The sequence below is a fragment of the Rhizobium sp. YTUHZ045 genome, assembly GCF_051124255.1.
Lineage (GTDB): Bacteria > Pseudomonadota > Alphaproteobacteria > Rhizobiales > Rhizobiaceae > Rhizobium.
This window is the reverse complement of the sequence record NZ_CP101433.1, coordinates 707,646-729,436: the sequence shown is the minus strand read 5'-3', so window position 1 is coordinate 729,436 and position 21,791 is coordinate 707,646. Positions and strand designations below refer to the sequence as shown.

Below are 21,791 nucleotides of genomic sequence, written 5' to 3'. Positions count from 1 at the left end.
CATGGGTCACGAAACATCTGCGGCCCTGAGCTTGAACATCAGGGCATCGGCTTCATTTGCTCGCCGCTTCGGCGATGACGTCGGCGACTTCGCGCGGATGCGAGATATAAACCGCGTGGCTGGCAGCAGGCACCTCAGTGACCTTCGCACTTGCCCGCTTGTACATAGACCGCTCCGCCTCGGCGCGGACAGCCATGTCCAGCCCGGCCACGATGCCGTAGCTCGGCTTGGTCTTCCAGGCTGCGTGCTGCGTCTTGGTTCCGAGTATCTTCGCCGACACCGGCACCTGCGAGTCGGTCATGAAATCCGTCTCGGCCTTGGACAGGTCAGCGGCGAATCCCGCCCGGAACTTCGCGGGATCGAACAGGAGGAAGCCGTCAGAAGTCGGCTGGAACGCGTCGGCGGTCGGACTCGGCCACTTCTCAAACAGATCGCCTACGCTCTCGCCAACATCCGGGACGATGGCCGCGACATAGACAAGTGCCGAAACCTTTGGGTCGACGCCAGCTTCGGTGATGATCTGACCGCCATAGCTGTGGCCGACGAGGACGACCGGCCCATTTTGCTGCTCGATAGCGCGGTGAACCGCCTGAACGTCATCCGCCAGCGAAGTGTTCGGTTCCTGAACGACCGTGACTTTCAAGCCTTTGGCGACCAGGCGCTCATAAACGCCCCTCCAGCCGCTGCCATCGACCAACGCGCCATGGACCAGAATCACATTTTGAGCCGGCTGCGCGAAAGCGGACGGCGCGCCGAACACCACTGCAAGAACCGCAGCACTGAGATAGAGGGACTTGAGAGACATTTGCCGATCCTTCCGAATGACATGGGGTGATACACGAGAGACGGTCCGATAGACCGATGGTGAGAATCTAGGTGCTTAGATTTGTTCTTTAAGTGACAAAAATGTATTGTCGGCGTTCAGTTTTGTAAGGGTATCGTGATGGAATGGAGTGACGTCAGAATTTTTCTTGCTGTTGCGCGATCCGGGACGCTCGGCGGCGCCGCGCGTTCTCTTCAGACAAGCCATCCGACCGTCGGCAGGCGCCTGCGCGCACTTGAGCAGGCGATCGGCCACACGCTCTTCCAGCGGACTGCGGACGGTCTTGTTCTGACCGAAGAAGGGCACGGGATCATCGCGCTGGCGGAGCAGATGGAAGAAGGCGCGCTGGCCATGGAGCGCCGGCTTGCGGGGCAGGAGCAGAATCTCAAAGGCAGTCTGCGCATTTCATCAGCGGACTGGTTCGGGGCCTACGTACTGCCTCCCATCCTGGCGGATTTCTCCAACGCCTACCCCAATGTCGACGTCGAGATCCTGACAGGCACGCGTCTGTTCAACCTCGCTCAGCGCGAGGCCGACGTCGCTTTTCGTATCGTTCCGTTCAACACCGCCGATGTCGTTCAGCGGCGGCTCTTCAGACTCGAATACGGCGTCTACGTCGCAGAGGAGTCGCCTGATCCCAAATATGGCGACGGGACTGGTTTCCGGCTGATCACGCACGATACATCGACCGGGCAGTTCCCCGATATCGCTTGGCTCATCGAGAGCTTCCCCAATGCAAGACCCGTTCTGCGATCGAACAACCGCAACGTCCAGGGGCGCATGTGTAGGCAAGGCGTCGGGATCGCCGTCCTGCCCCGCGTGGTCGGCGATCAGATCGCGGGTATCCGCAGACTGGAACTGCCAATGCCGCCGCCGGCGCGAGACATCTGGATGGGATATCACCGGGACCTACGACGTCTTCAGCGTCTTCGCGCGTTCATCTCGACCGTATCGGACCATCTCGTGAACGCGACCGCATGATGAGCGGCCCGGAGATGATTCAAGATTGCCCGAGTAGCTCCAAGATCGCTGCAGCCGTTTCGGCCGGTGGCTCCTGGGGATCCACTGCCCGGTTGCCTGGAATTCGATCATCTTCGCATCTTGCGCCTAGCGATCAAGGAAGGCTTTGAGGATCAGATTGCGATACGTGGTATTGTTCAGATCAAGCGCACTGCACCGCTGCGGTCCAGGCAGCCCCGGCGGGCTTCTTACTTTTCAGCTGAAATCATAGTGTTTCGGGCAGCTGAGGAAAATCAGCCGATGTCACCATGACCGAAAAATTGTACTTGAAATCGTGGTCTCCAACGTACGTTCGTGCAATCTTGCCAAACCACGTGATCTTGAAACAATTGGAATTGCCGATCCGGTCGAATTTGATTTTATGCTCGGCAACCGTATCATGGCCGAGCAGGTATATCTGAAACGCGAAATCATTCCGGTCTGTTATCGTTTCCGGGTGGGGGTCAATCAGCAATTCGAGGCCATCGAGAAACTCCGGTGTATATTCATCCTTGGAGCAGATTCTAAATCCGCCATTGTGCCAGTCATCCGACGACAATATGCAGGATTGATAGTTTTCCCAAGAGTATGGCGCGTCCCAGTCGCTGGTGTAGGTCGAGTTTTCCTTATCCTTGATCTGACGCTCTGAATAGTAATTTGCCGACTCGAGATGGATGTCGAACCATACATCTCCTTCGATTTCTTTTGCTGACCACAAAAACGTTGCGATCGGATGTCCCTCTGGCCAGGGATTGCCTTCGAAGTAGATCCTGTTCGATTCCATATATGTTTCTCTTCTTTCAATCAGGCGTGCCTTGAGAAAATTCAGCCAGTCGCTTCGAGAGAACCCGGGACACCGCCTCATAGTTTTCGGGCTTGTCGGCAAGCTGATCAAAGGACTCGACGTCCGGGAACAAGGCTTCAAGATCCTCGAAATATGTGTGCGACCATCCTGTCCCGTAATATTTCCTGGCGAACTGCGCGCCCCGTTCCGACAGGTGCTCCGGCTTGAGAGAGCCTTCCGTGTAGCGATCACAGAAATCGCGGAATGCCATCGTGTTACGCACGTCGGATTTTGGAAAATTTTCGATGGCTTCTCGGAAGCTGTCAGAAAGCAAATCATTGGCGCGGCACCACGCAACGAACCATACAATAGGAACGCCGCTCGCCGTTTGCGTTTCAGGCGACATGTAACTTTCAAAAAAATCCAACGGCCTGTTTTCCATCAATTCCTCCCCTTCCGCGAGAAATTGCGTCAGCAGATCATCCATGCACGTCTCCTACAACCAACTGGGAAAGATAAAAGAAGGCCCGATAAGGCTCACTACCCCGCAAGCGCCATTCGACAATCATCCTTCTCATGGGCTCCAGCAATTCAACACTGTCGAGGCAGGAGACAAATGGATCGAATGCCTCTTTCGTCTCTGTCCCGACAAGTTCCCTCGACGGGTAGTTGATCCGTTCAGTCGCCACCTTTGGGTTGATGGCCATCATCGTTTGATAGCAACGGCCCAAGGCCAAGAAATACCGTCGATGGTCAACCCTTCCCAAGGCATTCTCGAACGACTGGAGCAATGACGTGTCGATGTCCGAGGTGAACGACAGCAAGAGTTCTTTTATGTTCTTCTCGTCATCAGCATCGAAGTCTTCGTCGACAAGATGGCTGAGGGCGATGTCCCGCATCCGCGAGGGATGCTGATTACGAAGATTGGCAAGGCGGAGATGCCAAGCCGATGGAATGCTGACGGTCATAGGAAGCTCTTGCATGCCCAGTACTGAGCGATGGCAGTATCATACTTGTCTGGAATCTCACATCGGCGATATCCATCATGACCACTGGTGCTGCTTCAAATCTTCGTAGTCGCGCCCACGTATCAGGTTGATTTTTGGGTCTTCCCTCTCGGTATACGTTCGGTGTAGCAAGGGCCAGGGTTGCTTGCTTCTTGCAGCAGAGCCTGTTGACAGCGCCGCGCGACTGCGTGTTCCGCGAGAAACTGGCCGAGCCCGAACTGATCGCGCGCTCGCCCCGTCGTGCCCCAGAAGATCACCTGATGAAGCTCGTTGCGGCGATTGCCGTTGCTGGTCCCGGCTTGTCGCCGCGCGACATTGCCGCCCAACTGGATCAGATGGGTGAGCGGCCGGCGCGAGGTGGGCGCAAATGGCAGCCTTCCTCTGTTCGCCACCTGCTGGATGAGGCACATCGGTTCGGCCTCATTCGAACCTACGAGAAGCCAAGATCGGGGATCACTGCCGAAGGTACGCGGCTCTATAGGGCAAAAAAGAAAGACTGCGACGCCTGCGAACTCAAACAGAGATGCTGTCCGAACATGCCCATGCGCAAAATACCGCGTGATCTCAACGAAGATGCCCGCGATGTAGCCCGAGCGATTGCTGCCACACCCCAATATGAGCAGTCCCGGCATCGTCGCAAGAAGGTCGAGATGCTCTTCGCTCACCTCAAGCGAATTCTCCGCATGGCGCGTTTGAGGCTGCGAGGTCCATGTGGTGCGCGGGACGAATTCTTGCTTGCAGCAACCGCCCAGAACCTCAGAAGATTGGCGAAACTCAGGCCACCAAGGCCGCCGTGCGGCGTCATCGCCGCATAAAGGCGGCACAAACCAATACCCTGCGCACGAGCGCAGGGCATCTACTGATAACCCCCTGCGCAAAAGGCCGAAACCACCAGACGAGCGGCTACTCCATCGAGTTTTTCAACGGTATAGGCGCGCAGGAGACATGTTGCCGCTGCGGAGCTGTGTCGGCTTTAGGGCTAGCGCGATGGCGACTTTTACGACCGATATGCGGGCGCGAGGCTGTCATAGCCTTTGCTCTTGAAGGGATCAGAACTTGCGCCCCCCTTTTTGACCACGCGATAACAACGATTTATCGGTCTTGCGGTCAGGAATCTCGCCTCCGTCCAAACATCATTCGTTCAGACGATCAACCAAACGCTTCATGAGATCCATTCGTTCATGAAAAATCGCCACGATGAGGGCGGGCGCATCCTCTCGAGGCAGACAAAAGACGTAGGATGTTGGCATCGCGCTATTCGTAAAGCCGGATAAAGCGCGCTCATATCCTTGAAAGGACCTTTGCCCTCGGCAAGGATTGCGATACCTCGCTCCAAAGCCGAGACGTAGCGGCGCACCTGGGCGGCACTCCATTGCGCACGTGTGTAGCGGATTACCGAACGTAGATCCGATTCCGCCTCCGCGGTCAGAATGTAGGCCGTCAAGCACGACCCTCGGCAATCTCCTCGTCGAGGATCTCACCTACGGTTTTGGTCGACAGTTTTCCGGTGAGCCCCTCATTGACGCGCGTGTCCATCAACGTCTTCAACTCCTCCCAGGCTCGTTCGCCATTTGTGTCACCGGGAAAGAGGCGCTCAAGTGCATACTGCTTGATTGTCTTGCCCTGCAAAGCGGCCAGCGCCTTTAGGCTTTGATGTTGTTGGTCCGTTATGTCGATCGTCAATCGGCTCATCTAACGTGCTCCTGAACTGAGAAAGCCCACATTAACACATATGTGGGTATGCGGCCGGCGCCGCGACATCCGATGTCGCTTGGAGGGGATCTGCTATTTCGAAGAAGACGTCGATCCACCCTATCTACCTCTGCTCGAGCAGAAACCCAGACCGGACGTGTGCGTGCAGTTGACAGGACTAGAACCCGCGGCCTCAATTGAGGTCGGATCCTTCGGCCGAAAATTCAGCGACTTAGAAGCGAGATGGAATGCATTCGACCGAAATTAATGATCATTTCCGCCTAACGGTTCAGCGCATTATTGAGGTCATGCAATCCGACCATCAGCATCATGGGGTCGGACGGAGAAGACAGGAAGCCGACGGCCTCGTAGAAGGCTCGTGCGTCATCTGAAATCGCATGAACGAGCATACCTCGGATGCCAACTACTTCAGCGGCATTGAGCAGGCGCAGGCCCGCGTCGCGCACCAATGCCCTGCCGATACCGCGCCCTTGGTAGGATTGATCAATAGCGAGGCGACCAAGCACAGCGACGGGAATTGGATCTGGCATATTGCGCCTAAAGCGGCCAGGCGCTTCCGGCTGCTTGATGGCGCCGGAAGCGAGCGCGTAATAGGCGATGACGCGGCTCTCCTCGCACACGACGAAGGTCCGTGATGCGCCGCTGGTTTGATTAGAACGGGCGCGACGTCGCAGCCAGTCGTCCAGTTCAACGACTCCGGAATTGAACTCGGCCAACTCATGATGATCGGTCAGGGGGGCCGGTGCGCTGAGGGTCACGCCTCATCCCACGGTGCTTTGGTCGACATGGTGCGTGCTAAACGCTCATTGGGCTGCGTGGGTGCATCGAGCCGGGCAAGGTATTCAGCATAGATTTCGGGGCTTACCGTGAAGATAGTGCGGTCGAGCAGCACTTCCTCGGCTCGGCGCTCGGAAGCTTCCAACATGAAATCCGTTCGCGTCTTCCCAAGCAACTCAGCAGCTCGATCAATCAGATTGCGGGTCGCAGGCTTGATGCGCATATTCAGCGGTACGCTTGCGTCCGAGCTTTTGCTCGTGTGTGAGGTCGGCATGGCAAACTCCTGTTGCACCGATATAGCGTAACGACAATATCTTTACAAGGCCCGTAAAGGCATTGTCGTTCCACAATTCGCGCGTTCCTAATTCGCGGCATTTAGCTCGTCTAAGCTCTTGATGGGATTGAACCATCGGCCACGCGATTTCCCTCTGTCAAAGCTGAATAGGGCTGCGACATTGTCAGCCAGTTAGAAATGCGACACTGGCTCTGACGATCAGCCCCCGATCCGGCCGGCTGGGTTGAAAGGGCGGAGCGGGGGCGGGTGATGATGCTCCTCTTCGGCTTTAGCTTTCTCAGTAGCAATTGTTCCGTCTCCGGCTGATACTCGTGCGCACCTGCATAGGGGCGGGGTAGGGATCAAAGTCGCACGATGCTTCCGGAAATCAAACTGGAGGGTGACGTCAATGTCGCCGCGCTGTCACCACTCGTTCGCGGCATGCTTCTTGCCGTTGCCTATGCCGACGGTGAGGGTGGCATCGGGTTGACGGCAACCGGCGCCATGAACCGCAAGTTCGTGCATTGGGCCGCTGTTAACTTCCTCTGGCCCGACTTTGCAGCCGAAGACCTCTATAGCATGAACAAGGTGCTCAATGAACGCGACATGCCGCCGCTCTGGGTCGTGCGCGACATGACCCGTCATCTGAAGCTGCTTCGTCGGAAAAAGGATGTGCTGCTGCCAACCAGACGCGGCCGCGAGTTTCTGGTGAACCCTAACGCCTTCTTCGATTTGGTCGCCACGGATTATCTCTATTCCTACATCCACGCCACCGAACGGGAAGAGGAGGTGCAAGCGCGGTTGCGCTGGTGGCGCATGTTCCTCAATCTTCTCAATATCAAGGCCAGAGAAGGTTGCACGCCAATGGAGGTTGTGAAAATCCTCTATCCAGATCTGGCGCCTCTTTCGGAAACCGAAATGACCCTGGAAGCCTGGAAGCTGAAATCCGATCTAAAATACGGCGTCTTACGGCGCTTGTGCTGGCTCGGCTTGCTCTATGAAGTAAGAGAGGGGCTCACACTCTTCCAGGACGGATCCTTCCACAAGACACCGCTTTGGTCCGCATGCCTGCAGCTGGAATCGGATACGCAAAGCGACATCGGCGTGCACTGACGATCTTTATTCCGCCGCTGGTTGCCTCAATAACGCTTTCTCTCGCCGTGCAATCACCGCCGGATCGTTCATGTAATCTGTCCTCGGCTTGCGTCCCCGCTTCTGATCGCCGTTGGCTGTGCTACCGTCCCGAATGCCAAACATATGATCCATCTGCCCGGTGCGCCGGTGACCACTCTTGCTGCGTTGCTGTTCTCGGCCGGCTTGCAACTCGGCGACGATCGACAGCATGTCGTCCAGCCCCTTGTTGTCGACGACCTCCACACTTCCCAAAATCGCCGGCGGCGCTCTTGAAGGGATACGAACCAGCGACCCTCAAGGAAGGAGTTGCCGCTCCGCGAAAGCAACGAGTTGAGGCATATCGATAAATTCTGAACTTCGAGACGATTTGAGAGCACGCGGATGGTGCCATCACCTTCCATCTACGCAGTGACCGTTGTCCAATTCTGCCGGTTGGCGATCAGATCGTCGACGACGGCGGGATCGGCAAGCGTCGAAGTGTCGCCGAGGGCACCGAAATCGTCCTCGGCGATCTTGCGCAGGATGCGGCGCATGATCTTGCCGGAGCGGGTCTTCGGCAGGCCGGGCGCGAACTGGATCTTGTCGGGCGCGGCGATCGGGCCGATTTCGGCGCGCACATGTTTCACCAGTTCCTGGCGAAGCGTGTCCGAACCATCGTGACCGGCCATCAGCGTCACATAGCAATAGATGCCCTGGCCCTTGATCGCATGGGGATAGCCGACGACCGCCGCTTCCGAAACCAGATTGTGCGAGACGAGGGCAGACTCAACCTCCGCCGTTCCGAGCCGGTGGCCGGAGACGTTGAGCACGTCATCGACGCGGCCGGTGATCCAATAATAGCCGTCCGCATCGCGCCGGCAGCCGTCACCGGTGAAGTACTTGCCCTTGTAGGTGGAGAAATATGTCTGGATGAAGCGGTCATGGTCGCCATAGACCGTGCGCATCTGGCCCGGCCAGCTATCGGCGATGCAGAGATTGCCGTCGGCAGCTCCTTCCAGCACCTTGCCTTCGTTGTCGACCAGCTCAGGCTTGACGCCGAAGAACGGCGTCGTCGCCGAACCCGGCTTGAGGTCGGTCGCGCCCGGCAGCGGCGTGATCATGTGGCCGCCGGTTTCCGTCTGCCACCAGGTATCGATCACCGGGCAGCGCTTGTCGCCGACGACATTGTAATACCATTCCCAGGCTTCGGGATTGATCGGCTCGCCGACCGTGCCGAGCAGGCGCAATGAGGAGCGCGACGAGCGCGTGACGAATTCGTCGCCGGCGCCCATCAGCGAGCGGATCGCCGTCGGCGCCGTGTAGAAGATGTTGACCTTGTGCTTGTCGATCACTTCCCAGAAACGGCCCTGATCCGGGAAATTCGGCACGCCCTCGAACATCAGCGTCGTCGCGCAGTTGGCGAGCGGCCCATAGACAATATAGGAGTGACCGGTGACCCAGCCGACATCGGCCGTGCACCAGTAGACATCGCCGTGATGATAGTCGAAGACATATTCATGCGTCATCGATGCATAGACGAGGTAACCGCCGGTCGTGTGCAGCACGCCCTTCGGCTTGCCGGTCGAACCTGAGGTGTAGAGGATGAACAGCGGATCTTCCGCCTTCATCTTCACCGGCGGGCATTCCGGCTTCACCGTAGCGGTCTCCTGGTGATACCAGAGGTCGCGGCCGGGCGCCCAGCCGGTCTTGCCGCCGGTGCGGCGCACGACCAGCACCTTGCTGACAGTGACGTGCTGACGGGCGGCGATATGGATCGCCGTATCGGTATTATCCTTCAACGGTACCGGCTTGCCGCCGCGCACGCATTCGTCGCAGGTGATGACGAAGGTGGATTCGCAATCGACGATGCGCCCTGCCAGCGCCTCTGGCGAGAAGCCGCCGAAGACGACGGAATGCACCGCGCCGATGCGGGCGCAAGCGAGCATCGCATAGGCTGCTTCGGGGATCATCGGCATGTAGATGGTGACGCGATCGCCCTTCTTGACACCATGCTTCTTCAACACATTCGCTGTCCGGCAAACATGCTCGTAAAGTTCGTTATAGGTGACCTTCTTGTCGATATAGGGATTGTCCCCTTCCCAGATGATCGCCACCTGGTCGCCATTCGTCTTCAAATGGCGGTCGATACAATTGTAGGAGACGTTCGTCTGGCCGTCTTCGAACCATTTGATCGAGACCTTGCCGGTGAAGGAGGTGTTCTTGACCTTGGTATAAGGTTTGAACCAGTCGATCCGCTTGCCGTGCTTACCCCAGAACTTATCTGGATTTTCGATGCTTTCCTCGTACCATTTCAGGTACTTATCCCGGTCTATGAATGCTTGTTCGCGGATGAGACGCGGCACGGTGTAGCGCTCGAGGACCACTGATTAGCTCCCTGTGATTGGCTCTTGAAAATTGATCCCGCTCGATGAGAATTATGAAGCCAGTTCTGTCTGATTGATGTCTCGACCCATTTGTCTGTTTGAGGCCGGTTTATAGGCACACTGACAGCAGCATCGTGGACTGCAATCCAACGTCGACCGTTACATCATTTCCGGTCGTCTGATCGCCGAACCGTCAAGGAACCGGCTTAGCCTGTAGGGTGAGATATCCGTGAGCGGGGTCTCGTTCATGACGATCTCGCTAACCAACCGACCGGCACCCGGTCCGATGGCAAAGCCGTGTCCGCTGAACCCCGCGGCAATCACATAACCAGGCAGTTGTTCCACTCTTGAAATAACGGGGACAAGATCTGGCGAAGTATCGATGAGCCCTCCCCATGCACGCTCGACCCCGATTCCCTTGAGCGCTGGGTATTCGCGTTCAAGGTTCTTCAATGCCAGCTTCACAAGATCCGCATCCGGCGCAGGATCGAGAATGCGGTTTTTTTCGAACGGCGAGACTTCATCGTTCTCCCAGTTGCTGATAGCATCGGGCCCATTCCAGAAGCTGCTGTTCAGACGGTACTTCAACTTCTTGCCGATCTTGCTGCGATACATCTGGTAGAATTTGAGCGCATATCGCATCCCCCGCGGCGTGATGTCGAGCGTGCCACGTCCCGGTACGGCGATCGTGTAGGCGCCGTCTGTCCGGCGCCGCAACACGAAGTTTGAAGCCGAGAGGCATCCTGCTTGAATGATCTCGGGGGCGGGAGTCGTCTTAATTGCGGTCCCGGAGATGTTTGCGACTGGAAGCTCGATGCCATATCGATGAGAAAACCGGGAAGCCCATGCCCCGCCGGCGCAAACAACAGTGCCGGCCTTCACAAGTCCCCGCTCTGTCCACACGCCTGTTACCCGGCCATTGCTAATGTCGAGGCCCCGAACGGCGCATTTTTGATGGAGCGATACGCCATTTTCCTTCGCGGCCTCCGCGATGGCAGGCACAGCAAGACTAGGCTCAGCTCTCCCGTCGGTCGGAGACCAAACTCCGCCGATCCACGAGGATGTGCCACCTGAAGCGCGCTCATTGGCCTCGGACGCGCTAAGAATCTGGCTATGAAATCCTTGAAGACGTGCAGCGTGGCCCCACTTTTCCCATCGGGCGACATCAGCCTCGTTTTTCGTGCAGTAAAGGATCCCGGTTCGGCGGAAGCCGAGGTCGCGACCAGTCTCGGTGCTCAGTTCCTCCCAGCGCCGCAGACTGTACATGGCCAGTGCAAGTTCATAGAGGTCGCGGTTTTGCTGGCGAACCCATCCCCAGTTGCGGCTCGACTGCTCGCCACCGACAATGCCTTTTTCGAGCAGGGCTACGGATACCCCTTTGCGCGCAAGCTCATAGGCCGTGCAGGTACCCACGATCCCCGCCCCGATGACGACGACGTCAACCTGGCTTGGAAAAGATGCGCTATCACTTACTTTCTGAACCTGCACCGGCATAATCACTATTCCTCTGGCACCGCGTTCCAGTCATCTCCGACAGGAGCGATAAAAGTTTGAAAGTTAGTCTTTGTGAGCACGGGCTACTCCCGATGCTCGGGGCGTCGAGGACGCGTCCAGCGCGGATGTTTCGTCTGCTCGCGCGTGAAAATGTTTCTCAGCTGTGATCGCCGCGGACATCGAGCGCGTCGCGCAGCCCGTCGCCGATGAAGTTGAAGCTTGTGACAGCGATCGTTATGGCCGCGCCGGGAATGATCGCCAGCCAAGGCGCCGTCCCCAGATATTGCTGTGCGCCGTTCAGCATATTACCCCAGCTGGGCAGCGGCGGCTGAATTCCGTAGCCAAGGAAGCTGATATAGGCCTCCATCAGGATCGCGCGCGCGACGGTCAGGGTCGCGGCAACGATGATCGGACCCATGGCATTGGGAAGGATTTCGCGGAACATGATGTGCGTTGCGCTCAGTCCCAACATGCGGCTGGCCAGCACGAATTCGCGCTCGCGCAAAGAGCGAACCTCCGCCTCGACGATACGGGCAACTTCCATCCAGCTTGTAGCAGCGATGACGACGGTAATCATAATCGGGCTTGGCTTCAATGCGGCGGCAAGAGCAAGCACGAGGAAGATGGATGGGAAGGAAAGGAAGCCATCCACGGCACGCATCAGCACCGTGCCGACCAGGCCGCCTCTATATCCGGCCACCACGCCGACAAGGGTTCCGATCAGCGTCGACAACAGCATCGCCGAGAAACCGACCAGGAGCGAAATCCGCCCCGCCATGAACAAGCGGGCGGCCAGGTCTCGTCCCAGCGGGTCCGTGCCGAGATAATGTTGCCCGGTCAGGGGCGGAGCGAAGCGGGCGCGCAGATCGATATAAAGTGAATCGTACGGCAACAGGTGGGGCCCCAGGACGCAGGCCAGCGTCAGCAGAACGATCATCACCATTCCAATGAGGGCCAGATGGTGCTTGATGAAGCGGTGCGCAGTTCGGCTGTTCCACCAGCGCTCCCGGGGTGAATTTGCGGCAATGGCGGTCATGATGGCTGACTCCTGATGAGCGTTCATGGCGCTTAACTCAGACGGATACGGGGATCGATAATGGCAACAACGATATCGGCGGCGAGGTTGCTCACCACGACAAGGATCGCCGAGAACATGAGCAATCCCATCACCACGGGGTAGTCGCTGTAGCCGAGACTGTCGAGGAACAGGCGTCCCATGCCCGGCCAGGTAAACACCGTCTCGGTGACCAGAGCACCCGTCAGGACGCTGGGAAGCTGCATCCCAAGGAGCGTGATCATCGGCAGGAGGGCATTGCCGATGACATGTTTCATCAGGATACGACGCTCGCTTAGTCCTTTGGCGCGGGCGGTCTTGATGAACTCCTGATTGATAACGTCGAGAGTAGCCGTTCGCATGTAGCGGCTCCAGATGGCTACATGCACGAGCGCAAGCACGACACTGGGCAGAATGAGATGGTGGAGATAGTTCAGAACGGATTCGTCACCGATCGTGTACATGTTGCCGGCTGGCAGCCAGCCAAGTCTGAGCGAGAAGACGTAGATCCCGATCAGTCCGAACCAGAAAGTCGGGATCGAAAGGGCCACCATGGCACCGACTGTCGCCATATAATCGAAAACCGAATAACGCTTTACAGCGCCGCGAACACCAATCCACGTACCGATAGCGATCGCGATCACCGTGGACGAGCCCATCAGCAGCAGCGTTGCCATGAGGTGCCGTCCAATCACCTCGAGAACTGGTGCCCCGTCGCGGAAGGAGTGTCCCCAGTCTCCTGTCAACAGGCGCCAGGCCCAATCCAGATACTGCACCCACAGAGGACGGTTCAGGCCCAACTGCTCCGCCAGTCGGTTCAAGTCGTCCTGAGTCATGCTCGCATCGAGCCCGAATTGTGCTAGGGGGCCGCCCGGAATCAGGTTGAGGACCACGAAGCCGATGACGGAAACGATCAGGAGCAGTACGAGGCTCTGAGCGAACCGGTTAATTAGGAAGCTGCGCATTCAGGCTCTCCCTGTGATAGCGTCAACAGAAGTCGCCGCCGCGAGGCGCGGCGGCGACGGCGGGAGGTGAACTCAGCTCTTCCAGCGCCAGCCGGCAGCATGCCAGGATGCCGTGCGCGTGTTCGTGTTCGGCTCCCAGCCTTCAAGGCCTTCCTTCTTGCCAACCACATAGGTGGCGGCAAACAGAGGAAGGAAGGGAAGGTCCTGACGCACGATTTCCTGGATACGGTAGTAGATTTCACGACGCGCTTCCGGATCGAAGGTCTGAGCGCCCTTCTTCAGCAGCGCATCCACTTCCGGATTGGAATACTGGCCGACGTTCGATCCCTTTCCACCCTTCGCGGCAATCGCGCTGCTCGCAAGACGATTGGTTGCATCGGGGTCGGCGGCGATCAGATGCGTAACGCCCGAGATCGCCGTGTCGAATTGTGACTTCAGCCAGAATTCGCCAAACATGACGGCCGCCGGCAGATTCGAGATCGTCATCTGGACGCCAATTTCTGCGAACGTTTGCTGCAGGAACTGCTGCACCTGCTCACGGAGATTGTTGCCCGATGTCGTCGAATTGTTGAATGCGAGCTTCACGCCGTTCTTTTCACGGATCCCATCCGACCCCGGTACCCAACCGGCGTCGTCGAGGAGCTTGCGTGCGGCGTCGAGATTGAATTCCTGTGCCGGAAGCTTCGGATTGAAGTAGAACGACTCCTTCGGCATGAAGGTTTCGGTCGTTGTCACCACGCCGAAATAGAGGGCGTCGATGATCGCCGCTCTGTCCATTGCAGCATAGAGTGCCTGACGCACCGCCAGTTCCTTGAACTGCGGCCGCTCGAGATTGAGATAGAACGATTCGACAGAGGCACCGGGGACCAGGCTCACTACGCGGCCCGGCAATTTGCTGGCTTCGTCGTAGTGGTCGGGCGTGATGTACGCCTGGTCTGTGAGGTCGATGTCGCCGCTCTTGAATTGGGTGTAGAGCACCGTCTGGTCGGGGATGTATTTGAATACAACCTGTTCGACATAGGGGCCGTCCCCAAAGTAATCCGTGTTCGCTGCCAGCTCGAGATGGTCGCCGGCCACGCGCTGGCTCCACTTGAAGGCGCCCGTGCCGACGGGTGCCTGGTTGAAGGCTGCTGCGTTCGGATCGGCCTCATTCTCGAGAAGGTGCTTTGGCACGATGAAGGTCTCGGTGAGAAATGACAGGTAAGGAGCGAAGACCTGCTCCATCCGCCAGGTGATTTCAGTTGGCGAAACCACCGTTAGGTCGCGCACCAAGGAATGACCGCCTGTGCGCCACGCTCGGAATTTCGGATTGGTGATCAGTTCCAGGGTGAACTTCACGTCCTCAGCCGTAAACGGCTTGCCGTCATGCCAGCGAACATCATCACGCAGGCGAACGCGCCAGTTCAGGCCATCCGCCGAGATGCCGCCGTTCTTCTGCGTGGGCACTTCTAGCGCAAGATTGGGCTGAAGCACGCCTTGCGGATCCATGCGAAAGAGGGCGTCGAAGAGCGAGAAATGGACCGCATCGTCCGTTTCGATATGTGCCATGAGCGGATTGAACACGGTCGGTTCCTGCGAAAGCCCGACCACGACGCGACCGGCAGGTTTCTTGTCCTGTGCCCAGGCAATGTCAGGCTTGCCAATCAGGTTGGGGGCAGCAAAGCATGCAATGCCGCCGGCTGCCATGAGGCGCAGTGCGTCGCGCCGAGAAATATTCGTTTTGGTCGTAGACTCTTTTGTCATTTCATTCCCTCTCTTTTTGCTCATTAGGAACCTACTGCCGTGAGCCGATTACACTTTCGCAATTGTCTCTGCTTCGTTCTCCTGGGATTGCTGCCACAAGCTCACGCGTGTAATCGGATTGCGGTTTCAGGAAAATCTGAGACGGCGGGCCGCGCTCGACGACCCGGCCCTTCTGCATCACAGCAATTTCGTCGCAGATCTGGCTGGCGACACGAAGATCATGCGTGATGAAGACCATTGATACGCCGGTCTCGCGCTGGATTTGGTCAAGCAGCTTGAGGATCTGGGCCTGGATGGACACGTCGAGCGCGGAGACTGCTTCGTCGGCAATCAGCAGCTTGGGCTTGAACATCAAGGCCCGCGCGATGCCGATGCGCTGGCGCTGACCACCCGAAAATTCGTGCGGGTAGCGGCCGAAGGCGCCAGCATCGAGACCGACATGAGATAGCAACGCTCGCGCTTCGTCGCGCGCCTGCGCGTAGGGCATCCCATGTGCGACGGGCCCGACGGTCAAAATCTGACCGATAGTTGAGCGCGGATTGAGCGAGGCAAAGGGATCCTGAAAAATCATCTGAATCCGAGGACGCAGCGGCCGGAACTCGGATTCAGAGAGCTTGACGATGTCCTTGCCCTCAAACAGGATCTGACCGCTGTCGCTGTCCTGAAGCTTGATCAGGATTCTCCCCAACGACGACTTTCCGGAGCCGCTTTCGCCGACAATGCCAAGGGTGCGGCCAGCAGCCAAGGTGAATGAGGCGTCCTGCACTGCAGGCACGACACGCTGACTTCCGAACAGCGCACTGCCGCTGCGATAAGTCTTGCACAAGCCTTTGACGGTCAGAATTGCCTCGTCGCTCGTTTGCACCTTGAGTTTTCTGTCCTCGCCCGTGAGGCGCGGAACGGCTGCGATCAAGCGCTGGGTGTAGGGGTGGCTGGGTGATTTGAGAATCTGATCGGCGGTGCCCTGCTCGACAATCCGCCCCTTCTCCATAACCACGACGCTGTCGGCGATTTCTGCCACGACCCCGAAGTCGTGGGTTATGAACATGACGCTCATTCCCTTGCGGCGTTGGATGTCTCGGATGAGCTTCAGGATCTGCGCCTGCGTGGTTACGTCAAGGGCTGTCGTGGGTTCGTCTGCTATCAGCACGGTCGGCTCAAGGGCCAGCGCCATCGCGATCATGACCCGCTGGCGTTGACCACCGGAAAGCCGGAAGGGATACTGGTGGTACATCAATTCCGGATCCGGCAGGCCCACTTCAGTCAACAATTGGAGGGCGCGGTCACGGCGCGAGGCCTTGTTGCCCACACCATGGGCCGCCATCACTTCAGTAACCTGCTCGCCCACCGTCATCAGCGGGTTGAGCGCCGAAAGCGGATCCTGAAAGATCATGGACACGACGCGGCCGCGCAGCTGGCGCAGCTTCTTTATCGGCGCGCCGACTATGGTCGTTCCATCGAGATTGATGGCACCCGATGAGACCGGAATAATCTTGGGCAAGAGACCCATGATGGTGTTTGCGGTTACAGACTTGCCCGATCCAGACTCGCCGATGATGCAAAGGATCTGGCCACGCTTCAGGTCGAAGGATACATTTTCGACGGCATGAGCCCGTTCCATGCCTTTTGGCAGGTCGACTGTCAGGGCACGCACCGAAAGCGCTGCGTCGCCTGCTGTAACAGCTTCAGTCGCCATCGATATATCTCCTTTTCTACGCAGCTTCTTGATTGAGTTTTCGTCGCTGCCTAACGCGTGCTGCTCATTGCCTCTCGAGCGGTGCACAGCTTATTCTAGGATCTCATTTGCAACCAATCGGCTTTGGTTCTGTGACTAATATAAGATTGGTCTTGCCATTGGTGTCAATATAGATCAAATTGGTTTCGCAAAATATTTGTTGGAGGTCATATGAGCGTGGTGTTGAAAGACTTCATTGAAGCGGAAGGTCTGGAACCAGGTGATCGACTCCCCCCGGAGCGCGACCTGGCGCTGAAACTCGGGCTGCCGCGTACCGCCCTTAGGAGGATGCTCAGTTCGCTGGAGAAGGAAGGCCGCCTTATCAGGCACGTCGGCAGAGGCACCTTTATCGCTGGCAGCGGTGTGAGCTCGAGCGCCCTTCGCCCGCCGGCTACCTATGAAGGAGACACATTCCGCACCTATCCGGCGGAAGTCTTTGAGGCTCGGCTGATCCTAGAACCCAAGATCGCGGCATTGGCAGCATTACGCGCGACCAGGCAGGAAGTCGAAGAAATGCAGAAATCAATCGCCCGGGGCAATGCGTCGGAATCTATGGGCGAGTTCGAGAAGTGGGACGCCGTTTTTCATCGCATCATCGTCCAATCCGCGCGCAACGGTCTTCTTGCCTCCCTCTATGAAGGCATACACGCAGTACGGGCGGGAAACCTCTGGGGGAAGATGAAAGAACAATCGCTGACCTCAGAGCGCATGACGGCCTATATCGTCAGCCATCAGGCTATCCTGGACGCAATCAAGGATCGTGACAGCAGAGAGGCCGAGCGAACGATGTACGACCACATCATTGAAGCCAGAACCAACATACTCGGACCTAGCATTTGAGAGATTGGTCTGAGCAATTGGTCTCCAGGCGTGTTCTCACGTGTCCCGCCGTGACCGTCTCGGATGCGTTCTCGCCATTTGATGCAGAGGTCGGCGCCGAAGTGTTGCCAAATTGCGCGCTTCAGGGAGCAACCTGTCGCCGAAGCCAGGAGAGGAAGGTTCGTTTTCTGGCATCGTCTTCGAAAGGAAGTCGGCTCAACAGGATGTAGCTGTAGCCGTTGCCGGAAAACCCGTGGGGAGCCACCAGTTGCCCGCTTTCCACAGCGTCGGCGACGAGCGGCTCTGGGCCGATCGCAGCACCCAGCCCAGCGATTGCCGCCTCGATACTCAGATAGAAATGCTCGAAGACCTGGCTGCCGGGTGGGTTTGGATCTGCGAGTTGGTTGTCGGAGATGTACCGCGTCCACGCATCTCGACGGGTGGCCGAATGAATGCGAGGCAAGCAGAGGATTTCATCTCTGCCGGAAGCTAACAGCCTTGGCGCGCACACGGGGCCGACGCGTTCTTCGACTACCGTTTCCACAAACAGTTCCGGCGGCCAGCTGAAATCGCTTCTCCGTAGCGCCAGATCTATATGACTTCTGTCGAAGTTCACAGGGCCACCGGCGGCAAAGACGTGAACCTCAATCTCAGGATGAAGTGCGTTAAACAACGGAAGGCGCGGAATCAGCCAGCGCTGCGTGAATGTCGGTTCACATGAAAGTACAAGGGGTGCCGAGCCGCCACCCTTGATTTCGTCGCAACACTTGCTGATCTGGCGAAACACTTCGCTCATCGTCATTAGCAGACGCCGCCCTGGATCGGTCAGAAAAACGGCCCTGTTTCTTCGTTCAAAAAGGGCCACTCCCAAGTCGTCCTCAAGCAAGCGGATTTGTTTGCTGACGGCGCTGTGTGTAACGAACAATTCATCGCCGGCACGCCCGAAATTCAAATGCCGTGCAGCTGCTTCAAACACTCTGAGCGCGGATAAAGATGGGAATCGTGCGGCCATATCTGTGAGTTAAAGTGACGGATTTCAGTCAGAATTGATCGTTTTTCCGGCAAAAGCAATAGCGCTAGTATCTCCTCGTCACACGAAAACCGATAGGACGGCGACTTTGAAGGTAGGAATTCTGGCCGATGATCTGACAAGTGCAACGGATGGCGCCGCACCATTCGTGAGTATGGGGCACAGATGCCTTGTCTTCACCGATTACCGGCGATCATCGCCGGAAGATGTGGCGATCATCTCTATTAACAAGGCAAGCCGGGCCGCATCCGTGAAGGACGCTGTCGATCGGGCGACACAGGCGGCAAAAAGCGTGGCATCCGCAGAAATTCTTTACAATACTGTTGATTCCACCATTCGCGGCCACGTTGGAGCTGAGATAGAAGCCGCGCTCGCGGCGTCTGGCCGGACCATCGCAGTTGTCGCTCCAGCTTTCCCTGCAGGCGGACGCACTACTAAAGGAGGGCGTCAGCTTCTTCATGGCGTGCCGTTGGAGGAAACCGAGTTTGCAAAGGACCCGCTCCACCCCATAGCGGACTCGCACCTTCGGTATCTGTTTCGAGATATCCCGCAGGCTGAGATCCGTCACCTTGGGCTTGCGGAACTCCGTGTATTGAAGGCCGGCGAACTGACCGCGGATCACCGGAAGTTGTTGATCGCCGATGCAACAACGCAGGAAGATCTGGCTCGGCTGGTGAAATCGGCGGCGGATCCGAAGTCCATCCTTTGGTGCGGTTCTCCAGGACTGGCAATCGCATTGGCAGACTATGTGGGTCGCGCCGATGACCCCACACTGTTGCCCCTCGCGGCGGCGATCAATCTCTTCGTCGTTGGCAGCGTCAATCCCCTGAGCCGCGAGCAATGCTCACGGCTGATGAGCACTGGCACCGTCCGGCAGATCATCATCGACGCAGAGGTGGCGTCTCGCTCGGCCGACCTCGCAGCCGAAAACGCCGCTGCCCAATACAGACAATCCGGAACCAGCGGTGACGTTATTCTAACCACGTCGCACCATGCTACCTCCGCCGCTCCTCGGTCCATCGCGATCGCTCTTGGCAAGGCTGTCCGCGCGATTATGGAGCATTATCCGGTGACCGGACTCTTCCTGACTGGCGGTGACACCGCCGAATCCGTTCTGAAGGAACTCGAGATCGGCTCTCTCAATCTCCTCGGCGAGGTCGATCCGGGCATCCCGGTGGGCCGCACGAACGGCCCCCATCCTGTTCACATCATCACAAAGGCGGGCGGCTTCGGCTCGTCCAATATCCTGCTGAATTCAGCCGAGTTGCTTCGGGGCCTCTGGCTTGGAGATAAGAAATGAAAAAACCTGCTGGCATAACGATGGGCGATCCCTGTGGAATCGGCCCGGAAATCATCGCGCGCGTTTTCGCGGACGGACTGCCGGAGCAGGCGGTGGTGATCGGCGACGCAAAGGTGATGGAACGCGCGGTTCGGGCCTTGGCTCTTCCTCTCCAAGTGCAGCCCATCGCGTCGGTCGATGAGGCGGTCCCCGACGCGACGCTCATGCCCGTACTCAATATCTCGGATCTGCCGGACGATATGCCGATCGGTCAGGTGGACGCTCGCGCCGGGCGCGCAAGCTACGACTATGTCGTGCGAGCGATCGACGAAGCGCTGGCAGGGAACATCGGAGCAATCGTGACCGCTCCGATCAACAAGGAAGCAATGAAGAAGGCCGGGCTCAATTATCCCGGCCACACCGAAATCCTCGCCGAACGGTCGGGGACCGACAAGTTTGCGATGATGCTGGCCAACGACGAGTTGCGTGTCATTCTTGTGACGATCCACGTGTCGTTGCGCGACGCAATCGACTTGGTGACGCAGGATTCGGTGTTCAGAACGATCGAATTGGCGCACAAGGCAGGCAAGGCTTATGGCATCGCCTCGCCCCGCGTTGCGGTCGCCGGCCTCAATCCCCATGCCGGTGAAAACGGCATGTTCGGGCGTGAAGATCTCGACATCATCGCGCCGGCGATCAGGCGCGCTCAGGAATGTGGAATAAACGCTTCCGGCCCGTGGCCCGCAGACACGATTTTCATGCGGGCCCGCAAGGGCGAGTTCGACATCGTCGTTGCACAATACCACGATCAGGGGCTCATTCCGGTCAAGTATTTCGGCATCGACAAAGGCGTCAACGTCACCATCGGCTTGCCCTTCATCCGTACCAGCGTCGATCACGGCACCGCATTCGATATCGCGGGCCGGGGCACGGCCGACCATTCCTCTCTTCGCTATGCCTTCGATCAGGCCCTGCTTCTCAACGCAATTTAGGAGCGCTTTCGATGCCCCAGACTCCCGACTTCATTTTCATGCTGACCAATCAGGATCGGACCGTTGCCGACGCGGCCGAGCGCCTCAAGGATGTGCTTGCCGCAGGCATCAGACATGTGGGATTCAAGGATATCGGCCTACCGTTCGATGAACTTTTGGGCCTTGCTTCTGCGATCAAGAAGGCGGGCGCGACGCTCTATTTGGAAGTTGTCAGCCTCGACGAGGAGAGTGAGCGCCGGTCCGCGCAGGCCGCCGTTGACCTTGGCGTCGACATTCTGATGGGTGGAACCCGACCGAATGTCGTTTTGCCAATTATCGCTGGGAGGAACATCCAGTACTATCCCTTCCCCGGCAAGATCGTGGGACATCCGAGCAGGCTCGAAGGGACGATCGAAACAATTGTGGAAAGTGCCCGGCAATTGACGGCGATCCAGGGTGTGAGCGGTCTCGATCTGCTCGCCTATCGCTTCAACGGCGATGTCGAAGCGTTGATGACGTGCGTGTGCGAAGCGGTCGAAAAGCCTGTCGTCGTTGCCGGATCGATCGACAGTCCTGAAAGGATGGCGGCCGTCGTACGATCCGGAGCCGCAGGTTTTACCATCGGCACGGCGGCTTTCAATGGGGCGTTCTCAGGCAGTTCCAATCTGCGGTTGGAGGTCGAGAAGGAGATCGACGTGCTCACGCGGATTCAGGCTGACGCGGGTGATATCACGCTGTCACCATTAATAGCCTGCTGAATCGAACCTTCACCGACCATTAATTGCAATCTTTACGGTTTAGCGCCAAGGTGAATTTCGAATTTGGAG

20 protein-coding genes and 4 pseudogenes are annotated in these 21,791 nt (G+C 57.8%); 8 read left to right on the top strand and 16 right to left on the bottom strand.

The annotated features are described in order from the left end of the window. Positions 1-52 precede the first annotated feature (52 nt). Entirely contained in the window at positions 53-805 is a 753-nt protein-coding gene (locus NMA58_RS25695) for an alpha/beta fold hydrolase (protein WP_434713690.1), read from the bottom strand. Between the two features lie 138 nt (positions 806-943). Between NMA58_RS25695 and NMA58_RS25690 the strand changes: the two genes are divergently transcribed. Further along, positions 944-1,804 (top strand): LysR family transcriptional regulator, encoded by an 861-nt coding sequence (locus NMA58_RS25690; RefSeq protein ID WP_434713689.1) that lies wholly within the window; start codon positions 944-946, stop codon positions 1,802-1,804. A gap of 244 nt (positions 1,805-2,048) precedes the next feature. Here the strand turns inward: NMA58_RS25690 and NMA58_RS25685 are convergent, their stop codons facing one another. Genes NMA58_RS25685 through NMA58_RS25675 form a run of 3 tightly spaced genes read right to left on the bottom strand, consistent with a single transcriptional unit; the run spans position 2,049 to position 3,574 of the window. Further along, a complete protein-coding gene (locus NMA58_RS25685; protein WP_434713687.1) occupies positions 2,049-2,606 on the bottom strand; it encodes a hypothetical protein in 558 nt (185 codons plus the stop codon). Positions 2,607-2,622: 16 nt separating this feature from the next. Further along, positions 2,623-3,093, bottom strand: a complete 471-nt coding sequence (locus tag NMA58_RS25680; protein ID WP_434713686.1) for a hypothetical protein — start codon at positions 3,091-3,093, stop codon at positions 2,623-2,625. Next, positions 3,086-3,574, bottom strand: coding sequence for a hypothetical protein (locus tag NMA58_RS25675; protein ID WP_434713684.1), 489 nt, complete (start codon positions 3,572-3,574; stop codon positions 3,086-3,088). The genes NMA58_RS25680 and NMA58_RS25675 overlap by 8 nt, the downstream gene beginning before the upstream one ends. A 233-nt stretch (positions 3,575-3,807) precedes the next feature. Between NMA58_RS25675 and NMA58_RS25670 the strand changes: the two are divergent. Both NMA58_RS25670 and NMA58_RS25665 read left to right on the top strand, forming a co-directional pair. After that, positions 3,808-4,041: pseudogene (locus NMA58_RS25670) on the top strand (recombinase family protein); the annotation flags it as partial. A 42-nt stretch (positions 4,042-4,083) separates the two neighbouring features. Continuing rightward, a pseudogene (locus tag NMA58_RS25665) lies at positions 4,084-4,428 on the top strand (transposase); the annotation flags it as partial. 318 nt (positions 4,429-4,746) lie between these two features. Here the strand turns inward: NMA58_RS25665 and NMA58_RS25660 are convergent. The 4 genes and pseudogenes from NMA58_RS25660 to NMA58_RS25645 form a co-directional block, all read right to left on the bottom strand. Further along, positions 4,747-5,057 (bottom strand): annotated as a pseudogene (locus tag NMA58_RS25660) (type II toxin-antitoxin system RelE/ParE family toxin). Further along, complete coding sequence (locus tag NMA58_RS25655) at positions 5,054-5,305, bottom strand: antitoxin (protein WP_434713683.1); 252 nt, start codon at positions 5,303-5,305, stop codon at positions 5,054-5,056. The pseudogene NMA58_RS25660 and the gene NMA58_RS25655 overlap by 4 nt, the downstream one beginning before the upstream one ends. Positions 5,306-5,586: 281 nt before the next feature. Continuing rightward, the gene (locus NMA58_RS25650; protein WP_097601433.1) at positions 5,587-6,084 is read right to left on the bottom strand and encodes a GNAT family N-acetyltransferase; all 498 of its coding nucleotides are present in this window, start codon (positions 6,082-6,084) and stop codon (positions 5,587-5,589) included. Beyond that, on the bottom strand, positions 6,081-6,377 hold the full coding sequence (locus NMA58_RS25645) for a DUF1778 domain-containing protein (protein WP_183706215.1): 297 nt from the start codon (positions 6,375-6,377) through the stop codon (positions 6,081-6,083). The genes NMA58_RS25650 and NMA58_RS25645 overlap by 4 nt, the downstream gene beginning before the upstream one ends. A 375-nt stretch (positions 6,378-6,752) precedes the next feature. Between NMA58_RS25645 and NMA58_RS25640 the strand changes: the two genes are divergently transcribed. Continuing rightward, positions 6,753-7,490, top strand: coding sequence for a hypothetical protein (locus NMA58_RS25640; protein WP_434713682.1), 738 nt, complete (start codon positions 6,753-6,755; stop codon positions 7,488-7,490). Positions 7,491-7,496: 6 nt separating this feature from the next. Here NMA58_RS25640 and NMA58_RS25635 read toward each other — a convergent pair. From NMA58_RS25635 to NMA58_RS25605, 7 genes and pseudogenes are all read right to left on the bottom strand, one after another. Next, a pseudogene (locus tag NMA58_RS25635) lies at positions 7,497-7,751 on the bottom strand (ISNCY family transposase); the annotation flags it as partial. A gap of 161 nt (positions 7,752-7,912) precedes the next feature. Then, positions 7,913-9,874 carry an acetate--CoA ligase gene (acs, locus tag NMA58_RS25630; RefSeq protein WP_434713680.1) on the bottom strand — a complete coding sequence of 654 codons (1,962 nt, stop codon included), beginning with the start codon at positions 9,872-9,874 and terminating at the stop codon, positions 7,913-7,915. A gap of 159 nt (positions 9,875-10,033) precedes the next feature. Further along, a complete protein-coding gene (locus NMA58_RS25625) occupies positions 10,034-11,368 on the bottom strand; it encodes an NAD(P)/FAD-dependent oxidoreductase (protein ID WP_183704914.1) in 1,335 nt (444 codons plus the stop codon). 157 nt (positions 11,369-11,525) lie between these two features. Beyond that, on the bottom strand, positions 11,526-12,404 hold the full coding sequence (locus tag NMA58_RS25620; protein WP_183704781.1) for an ABC transporter permease: 879 nt from the start codon (positions 12,402-12,404) through the stop codon (positions 11,526-11,528). 32 nt (positions 12,405-12,436) lie between these two features. Continuing rightward, positions 12,437-13,387: an ABC transporter permease gene (locus NMA58_RS25615; RefSeq protein WP_097600998.1), complete on the bottom strand. Its 951-nt coding sequence runs from the start codon at positions 13,385-13,387 to the stop codon at positions 12,437-12,439. Positions 13,388-13,459: 72 nt separating this feature from the next. Next, positions 13,460-15,130 (bottom strand): peptide ABC transporter substrate-binding protein, encoded by a 1,671-nt coding sequence (locus tag NMA58_RS25610; RefSeq protein ID WP_097600999.1) that lies wholly within the window; start codon positions 15,128-15,130, stop codon positions 13,460-13,462. Positions 15,131-15,161: 31 nt separating this feature from the next. Further along, positions 15,162-16,832, bottom strand: coding sequence for an ABC transporter ATP-binding protein (locus NMA58_RS25605; RefSeq protein ID WP_434714400.1), 1,671 nt, complete (start codon positions 16,830-16,832; stop codon positions 15,162-15,164). Positions 16,833-17,036: 204 nt separating this feature from the next. Here NMA58_RS25605 and NMA58_RS25600 point away from each other — a divergent pair, with 204 nt between their 5' ends. Further along, the gene (locus NMA58_RS25600; protein WP_221114740.1) at positions 17,037-17,705 is read left to right on the top strand and encodes a FadR/GntR family transcriptional regulator; all 669 of its coding nucleotides are present in this window, start codon (positions 17,037-17,039) and stop codon (positions 17,703-17,705) included. A 121-nt stretch (positions 17,706-17,826) separates the two neighbouring features. On the opposite strand, the gene NMA58_RS25595 is transcribed toward NMA58_RS25600, so the two are convergent. Continuing rightward, the gene (locus tag NMA58_RS25595) at positions 17,827-18,696 is read right to left on the bottom strand and encodes a LysR substrate-binding domain-containing protein (protein ID WP_221114741.1); all 870 of its coding nucleotides are present in this window, start codon (positions 18,694-18,696) and stop codon (positions 17,827-17,829) included. Positions 18,697-18,802: 106 nt separating this feature from the next. Between NMA58_RS25595 and NMA58_RS25590 the strand changes: the two genes are divergently transcribed. Genes NMA58_RS25590 through NMA58_RS25580 form a run of 3 tightly spaced genes read left to right on the top strand, consistent with a single transcriptional unit; the run spans position 18,803 to position 21,722 of the window. Beyond that, on the top strand, positions 18,803-20,014 hold the full coding sequence (locus NMA58_RS25590) for a four-carbon acid sugar kinase family protein (RefSeq protein ID WP_434713678.1): 1,212 nt from the start codon (positions 18,803-18,805) through the stop codon (positions 20,012-20,014). After that, positions 20,011-20,985 carry a 4-hydroxythreonine-4-phosphate dehydrogenase PdxA gene (pdxA, locus tag NMA58_RS25585; RefSeq protein ID WP_434713677.1) on the top strand — a complete coding sequence of 325 codons (975 nt, stop codon included), beginning with the start codon at positions 20,011-20,013 and terminating at the stop codon, positions 20,983-20,985. Before NMA58_RS25590 ends, pdxA begins: the two co-directional genes overlap by 4 nt. Before the next feature lie 11 nt (positions 20,986-20,996). After that, the gene (locus NMA58_RS25580; protein ID WP_221114743.1) at positions 20,997-21,722 is read left to right on the top strand and encodes a 4-hydroxythreonine-4-phosphate dehydrogenase; all 726 of its coding nucleotides are present in this window, start codon (positions 20,997-20,999) and stop codon (positions 21,720-21,722) included. Positions 21,723-21,791: the final 69 nt, after the last annotated feature.